This is a genomic window from Aeromicrobium sp. REDSEA-S32_B7, assembly GCF_001626145.1.
GTDB classification, from domain to species: domain Bacteria; phylum Actinomycetota; class Actinomycetes; order Propionibacteriales; family Nocardioidaceae; genus Aeromicrobium; species Aeromicrobium erythreum.
In genome coordinates this window covers 1-8,374 of the sequence record NZ_LUNF01000191.1, presented here as the reverse complement: position 1 = coordinate 8,374, position 8,374 = coordinate 1, and the positions used below count along the sequence as shown (strand labels likewise).

Below are 8,374 nucleotides of genomic sequence, written 5' to 3'. Positions count from 1 at the left end.
TCGTAGGTGCGGCCGACCCAGCCGCCGAAGACGCGACCGACGAGGATCCAGGCGGGGATCGCGATGAGCAGGCCGAGCAGGACCACCAGGCCGACGTCGGCGCCGAGCAGGCCCGACGCGGCGACCGGACCGGGGTGGGGCGGGACGAAGATGTGCATGACCGAGAAGGCGACGGCGGCCGGGAAGGCGTAGGTCAGCACCGAGCCACCGAGGCGGCGGGCGACGGCGAAGATGATCGGCAGCATCACGACCAGGCCGGCGTCGAAGAAGATCGGGAAGCCCATCAGCAGCGAGGCGATGCCCAGGGCCAGGGGCGCGCGGTCCTCGCCGAAGCGCTGCACCAGCGCGTCGGTCAGCACCTGGGCGCCGCCGCTGAGCTCGAGCATCCGCCCGAGCATCGCGCCGAGGCCGACGAGCAGCGCGACCGAGGCGAGCGTGCCGCCGAAGCCCGAGAGCATGGTGGGCACCACCGCCTCGAACGGGACGCCCGCGGCCAGCGCGGTCAGTGCGCTGACGAGCACCAGGGCGAGGAAGGCGTGCACGCGGGCGCCGATGATCAGCACCAGCAGCACCGCCACAGCGGCGGCGGCAAGCCCGAGGAGGCCGGCGGTCGGCAGCTCCCAGGTCAGCTCGAGTTCGGTCATGGGGTGGTGCTCCTGCTTCTCTGAGGTTGCTTCTGCGTGGTGGGGGTGATCAGGCGTTCAGGTCGCGGGCGACCGTGGCCACGAGGGCCTCGACGGTGGCTTGGACGTCGACGCGGACGCCGGGCTCGTCGGGGTCCAGCGGCAGTCCGGCGAACGAGGCGGGGATCGTCATGCCGTCACTTCCTCTCGGGTGCGGCGTAGGAAGGCCAGGGCGTCGAGCCCGACCGCGCAGGAGTCGTCCACGTCGGCGTCGACGCTCTCGGGCTTGCCGGCGAGCACCACGTGGCGCGCGCCGGCCTCGCGCAGGGCCGCGACGAGGTCGCCACCCCACTCGGCGTACAGCGGGTCGGGGCCCGCGAGGCAGACGACGGCGGGGGCGTCGGCCTGCCGGTAGGCCTCGACGACGGCCTCGACGCCGTCGGTCGCGCCGGCGGTGACGGTGTCGATGCCGCCGGCGGCGAACAGGTTCGCGGCGAAGGTCGCGCGCGCGGTGTGCTGCGCGACGCGGCCGAGGGTCGCGAGGAAGACGGGCTGCGCGGCGCGGTCGTCGCGCATGGCCTCGAACTCGCGGGCGTACCGCAGCACCGGCTGGGTGCGGCCGTACGGGCGCCGCTGCGGCAGCTCCTCGTGCAGGTTCGGGAACTCCGAGACGCCCGTGACGGGACGCTTGCGGCGGGCGATGTCGAGGGCGCGGTCGGAGACCGTCTGCTCGACCTTGGGCCACAGGACCTCCAGCGCCGCGACGAGACCACCGTCGGACGCGGCGGCGTCGAGCTCGCCGAACAGCTCCCAGGCGGAGCGGGCGAGGTCGTCGGTGAGCTTCTCGACGGCGTGCGAGCCGCCGGCGGGGTCGGTCACCCGCGCCACGTGCGACTCGCTGATGAGCAGGCTGGACGTGTTGCGCGCGATGCGCCGGCTGAACGCCTCGGGCAGGCCGAGCGGCTCGTCGAACGGCAGCACGGTCACGCTCGTGGCACCGCCGACGCCGGCGGCGAACGTCGCCACGCAGGTGCGCAGCATGTTCACGTACGGGTCGTAGGAGGCCATCATCGGCCGCGACGTGACCACGTGCTGACGCTGGCCGCGTCCGGTCTCGGCGACACCGCTCAGCTCGAGGAGCCGGGCCCAGGTGCGGCGGGCGGCGCGCAGCTTCGCGATGGTCGGGAACTGCTCGTCGGTGGCGGCGAGCCGCACGTCGAGCTGGTCGGCGGCGGCGTCGACGTCGAGGCCGGCCTCGACGAGCAGCCGCAGGTAGGCGGCACCGGCGAGCAGGCTGTAGGCGAGCTCCTGCACGTCGGACGCGCCGGCGTCGTGCACGGCGGTGGCGTCGACGACGATGCCGCGCGCGCCGCGACGCTGCGCGAGGTGCGCCACCTCGACGGCCACCGCGGGGTCGGTGACCGCGCCCTCCAGGCCGATGCCCAGCACGGTGCGGGCGTGCGCGCCGAGCGGGTCGGCGCCGTAGCTGGTGCCGGGCGCGGGCGCCACGGCCTTGTCGTCGAGCACGGCGTCGAGCGCCTGGGCGGCGGCGAGCGGGTCGGTCGGGTCCTCCACCACGACGGGCGCGAGGTCGACGAAGACCGGCTCCAGGACGCGGGCGAGCGCGCTGGTCGGGACGGCGCCGTCGCCCACGCTGAGCCACAGCGAGTTGGCACCGTTCTCGAGGTCGGTGACGACCTGCTCGGCGGTGACGTCGGGGTCGGGGTCGGTGAACCAGGCCCGCACGTCCCAGCCGTCGAGCTCGCGGGTCGCCGCGCTGCCGCGCGTGAACGGCGCCTGGCCCGGGAGACCGGTCTCCGGCAGGTCGGCCGTGAGGGCCGGGGTGCCCAGCGGGGTCACGCCGATGCCGTCGAGCGTGCGGCGGGTCAGCAGACCCCACACGTCGGCGTCGGGGGCGTCGTCGGCGAGCTTCTTGGTCTTGCGCAGGACAGCAGCGGTGGCCTTCTCCCAGGCGGCGACGTCGGGGGCGACACCGTCGGCGAGGGGGACAGCGACCGTTGCCTCGGGGCCCACGCCGGAGCCGAGGTCGGATGCCATAGGGGGCATCGTAGGGCGGGCGTGTGAGCCCGGCCACCTCATGTGACGAACCCGACGGTGGCGGGCTGGAGCAGCCCTGGGAGGGCTGAGAGGATGGGGTGGTGAAGATCCCCGCCAGGTTGCTGCCCCAGGACGGACGATTCGGTTCGGGCCCCTCGAAGGTCCGCCCCGAGGCCCTCGCGGCGCTCGCCGCGACGGGGTCGTCGCTGCTCGGCACGTCGCACCGGGCGGCGCCGGTGAAGAACGTGGTCGCCTCCGTGCGACGTGGTCTGGGCGACCTGCTCGAGCTGCCCGACGGCTACGAGGTCGTGCTCGGCCTCGGCGGCTCCCACGCCTTCTTCGACGCCGCCGTGCACGGCCTGGTCGAGCGTCGCAGCCAGCACCTGGTGCACGGCGAGTTCAGCCGCAAGTTCGCGACGGCCGCCGCGCGGGCCCCGTTCCTGCAGGACCCCGACGTGCTCGAGTCGGCGCCGTCGACGCACCCCCTCCCCCGCGCGAACCCCGACGTCGACGTGTACGCCTGGGCCCACAACGAGACCTCGACGGGCGTCATGGTGCCGGTCGAGCGCGTGCCCGACGCCGACCCCGACGCCCTCGTCCTCGTCGACGCGACGTCGGCGGCCGGTGGCCTGTCGGTCGACGTCGCGCAGACCGACGTGTACTACTTCGCGCCGCAGAAGTCGTTCGCCTCCGACGGCGGGCTGTGGATCGCGGTCATGTCGCCCGCCGCCGTCGAGCGTGCGGAGCGCATCGCCGCCTCGGGCCGCTACGTGCCCGCCTTCCTCGACCTCCCCACCGCGATCGAGAACTCGCGCAAGGACCAGACGTACAACACGCCCGCCGTCGCCACGCTCGTGCTGCTCGACGAGCAGGTGCGCTGGCTGAACGAGCAGGGCGGCATGGACTTCGCGGCACGGCGCGTGCGCGACTCCAGCGCGCGGCTGTACGAGTGGGCCGAGGCCTCGACGTTCGCGTCGCCGTTCGTCACCGCCCCCACCGAACGCTCGTTCGTCGTGGGCACGATCGACCTCGACGCGTCGGTCTCGCAGAAGGACCTCACGGGCGTCCTCCGCGAGAACGGCGTCGTCGACCTCGACGGCTACCGGGGCCTCGGTCGCAACCAGCTCCGCGTCGGCATGTTCCCCGCCGTCGAGCCCGACGACGTCAGCGCCCTCACCGCCTGCATCGACTGGGTCGTCGAGCGCCTCTGACGAGCCCCCCGCACCCGAGCCTGTTTGCGTGGGGCCCCACGCAAACCAGCTCCGCCCCACGCAAACATCGCCCGCATCTGCGTGTTTGCGTGGGGCCCCACGCAAACGCGCACCGGACGGAGGGGTGGGTCAGGGGGCGACGACGGTGGCGCCGCGGTGCAGCTCGCGGTGCTCCTCGTAGATGCGGGCGTTGCGGTGCAACCCTTCGACCTCCGCGTCGCTGAGCTCACGGCGCACCTTGGCGGGTACGCCCGCGACGAGCGAACGGGGCGGCACCTGCATGCCGGCGGTCACGAGGGCTCCGGCAGCCACCAGCGACTCGCTGCCGATGACGGCCCCGTTCATGACGACGGCGCCCATGCCGACGAGACAGTGATCCTCGACCGTGGCGCCGTGCACGACGGCGTTGTGGCCGACCGACACCCCCTCGCCGAGCACCACGGGATGACCGCGGTCGACGTGGAAGGCGCAGCCGTCCTGCACGTTCGAGCGGGGGCCGACCGTGATCGGTTCGTTGTCGGCCCGCAGCACGGCGCCGTACCAGACGCTCGCACCCTCCTCGAGCAGCACGGAGCCCACCAGGGTGGCGTTCGGGGCTACGAAGGCGGTCTCGGCCACGCGCGGACGTCGGTCGTCACCCAGGTCGATCAGCATGACCCCGACCCTAGCCAGCGTGTCAGGTCAGCCAGCGGGTGATCGGGTCGATCGCGAAGTAGATGACGAACAGCGCCGTCACGACCCACATGAGGGGATGGATGGACGCGATCCGGCCACGCGTCACCCGCAGCACGACCCAGGCGATGAAGCCGGCGCCGATGCCCGCGGTGATGGAGTAGGTGAACGGCATGAGGACGATGGTGAGGAACGCCGGGATGGCGATGTCGGGATCGTCCCAGCTGATGCCCGTCACCTGCGACATCATGAGGAAGCCGACGAGCACGAGGGCGGGTACGGCGGCCTCGTTCGGGATGTGCTGCACGAGCGGCGCGAAGAACGTGGCCAGAAGGAACAGCACCCCGGTGACGATGCTCGCCAGTCCGGTGCGCGCACCGTCGCCGACGCCCGCCGCTGACTCGATGTAGGACGTGTTCGACGAGACGCCCGCCGCACCGCCGGCGGCCGCCGCGATGGAGTCGACGACGAGGATCCGCTGGGCGCCCTCGGGCGAGCCGCCCTCGTCGTTCAGGCCGGCCTCGGCGCCGATGGCCGTCATCGTGCCCATCGTGTCGAAGAAGTCGGCGAGCAGGAGGGTGAAGACCAGCAGCGACGCCGCGACGACGCCGACGCGCTCGAACGAGCCCAGCAGGGAGAACTGTCCCAGCAGGCTGAAGTCGGGCGTCTGGACGATGGTGTCGGGCAGCGACGGGACGTTGAGGTTCCAGCCCTTGGAGGTGGGATCGCCACCGCCGTCGGGGGTGTCGGTGATCGCCTGCACGACACCGGCGAGCACGGTGGTCGCAAGGATGCCGATGAGGATCGCGCCGGGCACGCCGCGCGCGTGGAGCGCGATCATGAGCAGCAGGCCGAGGCAGAAGACGAGCACGGGCCAACCGGCCAGCTCGCCGCCGATGCCGAGCCCGATCGGCGGCGCGGCGTTGCCGGTGGTGCGCACGAACCCGGCGTCGACGAGGCCGATGAGCGTGATGAAGAGCCCGATGCCGACGGCGATGGCTGTCTTGAGCTGCGCGGGGACGGCGTCGAAGACCGCCTTCCGGAAGCCGGTCAGCACGAGCAGGAGGATGACGAGACCCTCGATGACGACGAGGCCCATCGCGTCGGCCCACGTCATCTGCGACGCGACGGAGTAGGCGACGAAGGCGTTCAGGCCGAGGCCGGTGGCGATCGCGAGCGGGAAGTTCGCGACCGCGCCCATGAGGATGCTCAGCACGCCGGCGGCGAGGGCCGTGCACGCGGCGATGGTCGTGAAGCCCGACCCCGGCTCGCTGCCGCCGCCGAGGAAGTTCCCGTCGGCGTCCGGGACCCCGGCCAGGATGATCGGGTTCAGCACGATGATGTAGGCCATCGTGAGGAACGTGACGACCCCGCCACGCACCTCCCGGCCGACGCTGGAGCCGCGGGCGGCGATCTTGAAGTGGCGCTCGAGCACGGTCGTCATGGCCCGCAGCATGCCAGACCGCGGCGTCCGGCCCCGAGCCGTCCCCGTCTCGTGGACGTCCGGTCGCTGGGACCGGCTCAGTCGTCGTCGCGGCGCGTGATCCACACGCCGAACGCGGCGAGCAGCAGGACCGCGAGACCGCCGACGGCCACCGCGAACCAGGGGCGGCCCAGCTCGGTCGGCGCCGGTGCACTGGGCGTCGTCGCGGCGGCGGGCGTCGTCGCCGTGGGCGTAGGGGTGGCCGACGGCACGGCGGCGCCGGCCCGCTCGGCCGAGAAGCCGACGCGCTGCAGCTGCCAGGGGCTGCCCTCGCTGCCGATGAGGTAGGAGCCACCCGACGGCTCGAAGGCGAGCGTCTCGCCCTGGGGCTGCTCGGGCAGCGCCTCGGTGCGCACGAGGGAGAGGTCCGAGGCGTTCAGGACGGCGGCGGCGATGTAGTTGCGGACGACGACGTAGCGGCCGTCGGGGCTGGTCGAGGCGTCGGTCGCCATGAGGAGGGTCGGGTCGCCGACGGGCTCTGGCACGTTGGTGCGCTGCGTCGAGAGCGCGTCCGGGAAGCGGAGCACCTGGCCCGACAGCAGGTCCTTCGTCACGAGCAGGAACCGGCCGTCGCCGTCGACGGCGAGCGACTCGACGTCGTGCGGGCCGTCGGAGTAGCCCACCGGGTAGCGGGTCGAGCGCGCGGCGTGCGTGCCCGGCCCGGGCTCGTCGATGGCGTAGATCGCGGTGTCGCGACGCTGGGCGGAGTTGTCGCCGACGTCGCCGATCCAGAGCTTCCCGTCGTGCAGGGTCATGGCCTCGGTGTCGACCCACGGCGTCCCGCTGACCGTGGTCGTGCCGACGACCTCGCCCGTGGAGATGCGCACCGCGTAGACGACGTCGGCGTTGCCGGAGTCGTTGATGGTGTAGGCCAGGTCGTCGTGCACGGCGCTGACGGCCAGCCCGCTCGACTCCGAGATGCGAGGGTCGCGCACGGTGCTGACCACCCGGGCCGCCGCGGCGGTCTCGTCGTCGGCGCGCGACAGCGTCGCGGGCGCCGGCAGGGCGCCCAGGCTGGAGGGATCCAGCGGGCGGGCGTCGGCGTCGCGCGCGAGCGAGACGACGGCGGCCACGACCAGCAGGACCACGAGGAGGGCCGGGAACAGCAGCCGGCGACGACGGGGGTTCATCGGTTCCATCCTCCCAGCGGCCCGCAGGGGACGCACGGGTGCGGTCCGTCACGGGCCGGCGGGCGCCCGGACGGGAACGCTACCCTGGTCCGGTGAGCGACGAGTCGGAGTGGACGCTGCGCGACGGCGACGGCCCGGAGACGGTCGAGCGCAAGCTCGGGCACCGCGAGCGCGAACGTCTGGAGCGCGCGGCACGCCGCCACGAGCTGGGCCGGCCGGAGGTCACCGAGCTCGAGATCGGCCGCACGACGCACAAGGTCGCCCAGGTCGAGCCGATGGACCTCGACGGCGTCCGCACGATGACGGTCGGCACGATCCTCTGGGGCGTGGTGGCCGTGGCGCTGGTCCCGTTCCTGGGCACGCTCGAGGAGCAGGGCCGCACGTGGTGGCTCTGGACCGCGATCGCCGGCTTCGGCCTCGGCCTGCTCGGCATCGAGTACTGCCGACTGCGTCGCAACGCCCTGCGGCACCAGCCCGGCCGACGCCGCGACGGCTGACGAGAGCCCGACGGGCGGCTAGAGCTCGTCGACGTCGACGGTGTCCCACACCGGCGGCGGCAGCTTCTGCGGACCGGCGGACCGGCTGAGCCGCGCGCCGGAGTGCGCGCCGCAGCCGTGGTCGAGGGCGACGACGCGACCGTCGTCGTTCGCCGAGCCGTTGGCGCACACGCCGAACCGGTCGGAGAGCGGTCCGGCGAGGCTGACGAGGAAGCCGCAGGAGTCGCACGTGCCCGGGGCCTGCTTGGTCATGGGGTTGTCGGGGCCCTGCTCACCGTCGTTCCAGCGCTGCGCAGCGAGGTCGCGCCCCTCGAGGGAGAGCACCCAGGCACGACCCAGGCCGACCTCGCGTGCGAAGGCGCGGTCGACGGTGTCGAGGTGGTCGCCGGCCGACCAGGCGGGCACGAGGCGCGCGTCGTCCTCCTCGGGCGGCAGGACGTCGCCGGGGCTGAGGTCGCCGGGCTTGATGCGGTCGCGGTAGGGCGTCCAGGCGGGCGCGACTACGGCGTCGTCGCCGGGCAGCAGGACGACGTCGTTGACCGTGACCGCGTCGTCCTCGACACCCGCGGACAGGCTGACCGCCCAGGTCCAGCCGCGGTAGCCGGGGCCGGTGCAGGCGAACAGGTGCGTGGCGAGCCGCTCGCCGTCGTCGACGACCCTCAGGTGCTCGCCCACGGCCGACTCGTCGGTGGCCTCGAGC

The 8,374-nt window shown here is 73.4% G+C and carries 9 protein-coding genes; 2 read left to right on the top strand and 7 right to left on the bottom strand.

The features are described from left to right. From A6Q79_RS13090 to A6Q79_RS13080, 3 genes are all read right to left on the bottom strand, one after another. The coding region (locus A6Q79_RS13090; RefSeq protein WP_317698589.1) for an SLC13 family permease at positions 1-644 on the bottom strand (644 nt) is incomplete at its 3' end. Between the two features lie 49 nt (positions 645-693). Then, positions 694-816 (bottom strand): hypothetical protein, encoded by a 123-nt coding sequence (locus A6Q79_RS13085; protein ID WP_317698588.1) that lies wholly within the window; start codon positions 814-816, stop codon positions 694-696. Beyond that, on the bottom strand, positions 813-2,681 hold the full coding sequence (locus A6Q79_RS13080) for a methylmalonyl-CoA mutase family protein (RefSeq protein WP_286690051.1): 1,869 nt from the start codon (positions 2,679-2,681) through the stop codon (positions 813-815). The genes A6Q79_RS13085 and A6Q79_RS13080 overlap by 4 nt, the downstream gene beginning before the upstream one ends. A gap of 101 nt (positions 2,682-2,782) precedes the next feature. Here A6Q79_RS13080 and serC point away from each other — a divergent pair, with 101 nt between their 5' ends. Further along, complete coding sequence (serC, locus tag A6Q79_RS13075) at positions 2,783-3,892, top strand: phosphoserine transaminase (RefSeq protein ID WP_286690052.1); 1,110 nt, start codon at positions 2,783-2,785, stop codon at positions 3,890-3,892. 129 nt (positions 3,893-4,021) lie between these two features. Here the strand turns inward: serC and A6Q79_RS13070 are convergent, their stop codons facing one another. The 3 genes from A6Q79_RS13070 to A6Q79_RS13060 form a co-directional block, all read right to left on the bottom strand. After that, a complete protein-coding gene (locus tag A6Q79_RS13070; RefSeq protein WP_286690053.1) occupies positions 4,022-4,546 on the bottom strand; it encodes a gamma carbonic anhydrase family protein in 525 nt (174 codons plus the stop codon). A 22-nt stretch (positions 4,547-4,568) separates the two neighbouring features. Next, positions 4,569-6,008: an NCS2 family permease gene (locus A6Q79_RS13065; protein ID WP_286690054.1), complete on the bottom strand. Its 1,440-nt coding sequence runs from the start codon at positions 6,006-6,008 to the stop codon at positions 4,569-4,571. Between the two features lie 77 nt (positions 6,009-6,085). Continuing rightward, positions 6,086-7,177 (bottom strand): YncE family protein, encoded by a 1,092-nt coding sequence (locus tag A6Q79_RS13060; protein ID WP_286690055.1) that lies wholly within the window; start codon positions 7,175-7,177, stop codon positions 6,086-6,088. A gap of 92 nt (positions 7,178-7,269) precedes the next feature. Here A6Q79_RS13060 and A6Q79_RS13055 point away from each other — a divergent pair, with 92 nt between their 5' ends. Continuing rightward, on the top strand, positions 7,270-7,674 hold the full coding sequence (locus tag A6Q79_RS13055; RefSeq protein WP_236749741.1) for a DUF2530 domain-containing protein: 405 nt from the start codon (positions 7,270-7,272) through the stop codon (positions 7,672-7,674). A gap of 18 nt (positions 7,675-7,692) precedes the next feature. On the opposite strand, the gene A6Q79_RS13050 is transcribed toward A6Q79_RS13055, so the two are convergent. Continuing rightward, positions 7,693-8,374: DUF3027 domain-containing protein (locus A6Q79_RS13050; RefSeq protein ID WP_317698587.1), on the bottom strand; the 682-nt coding region annotated here is incomplete at its 5' end.

Bases quoted from the DNA above. Each gene is read 5' to 3' on its own strand.
- A6Q79_RS13085 (WP_317698588.1), bottom strand. From the start codon at position 816: ATGACGATCCCCGCCTCGTTCGCCGGACTGCCGCTGGACCCCGACGAG.
- A6Q79_RS13060 (WP_286690055.1), bottom strand. From the start codon at position 7,177: ATGAACCCCCGTCGTCGCCGGCTGCTGTTCCCGGCCCTCCTCGTGGTC.
- A6Q79_RS13065 (WP_286690054.1), bottom strand. From the start codon at position 6,008: ATGACGACCGTGCTCGAGCGCCACTTCAAGATCGCCGCCCGCGGCTCC.
- A6Q79_RS13070 (WP_286690053.1), bottom strand. From the start codon at position 4,546: ATGCTGATCGACCTGGGTGACGACCGACGTCCGCGCGTGGCCGAGACC.
- A6Q79_RS13080 (WP_286690051.1), bottom strand. From the start codon at position 2,681: ATGGCATCCGACCTCGGCTCCGGCGTGGGCCCCGAGGCAACGGTCGCT.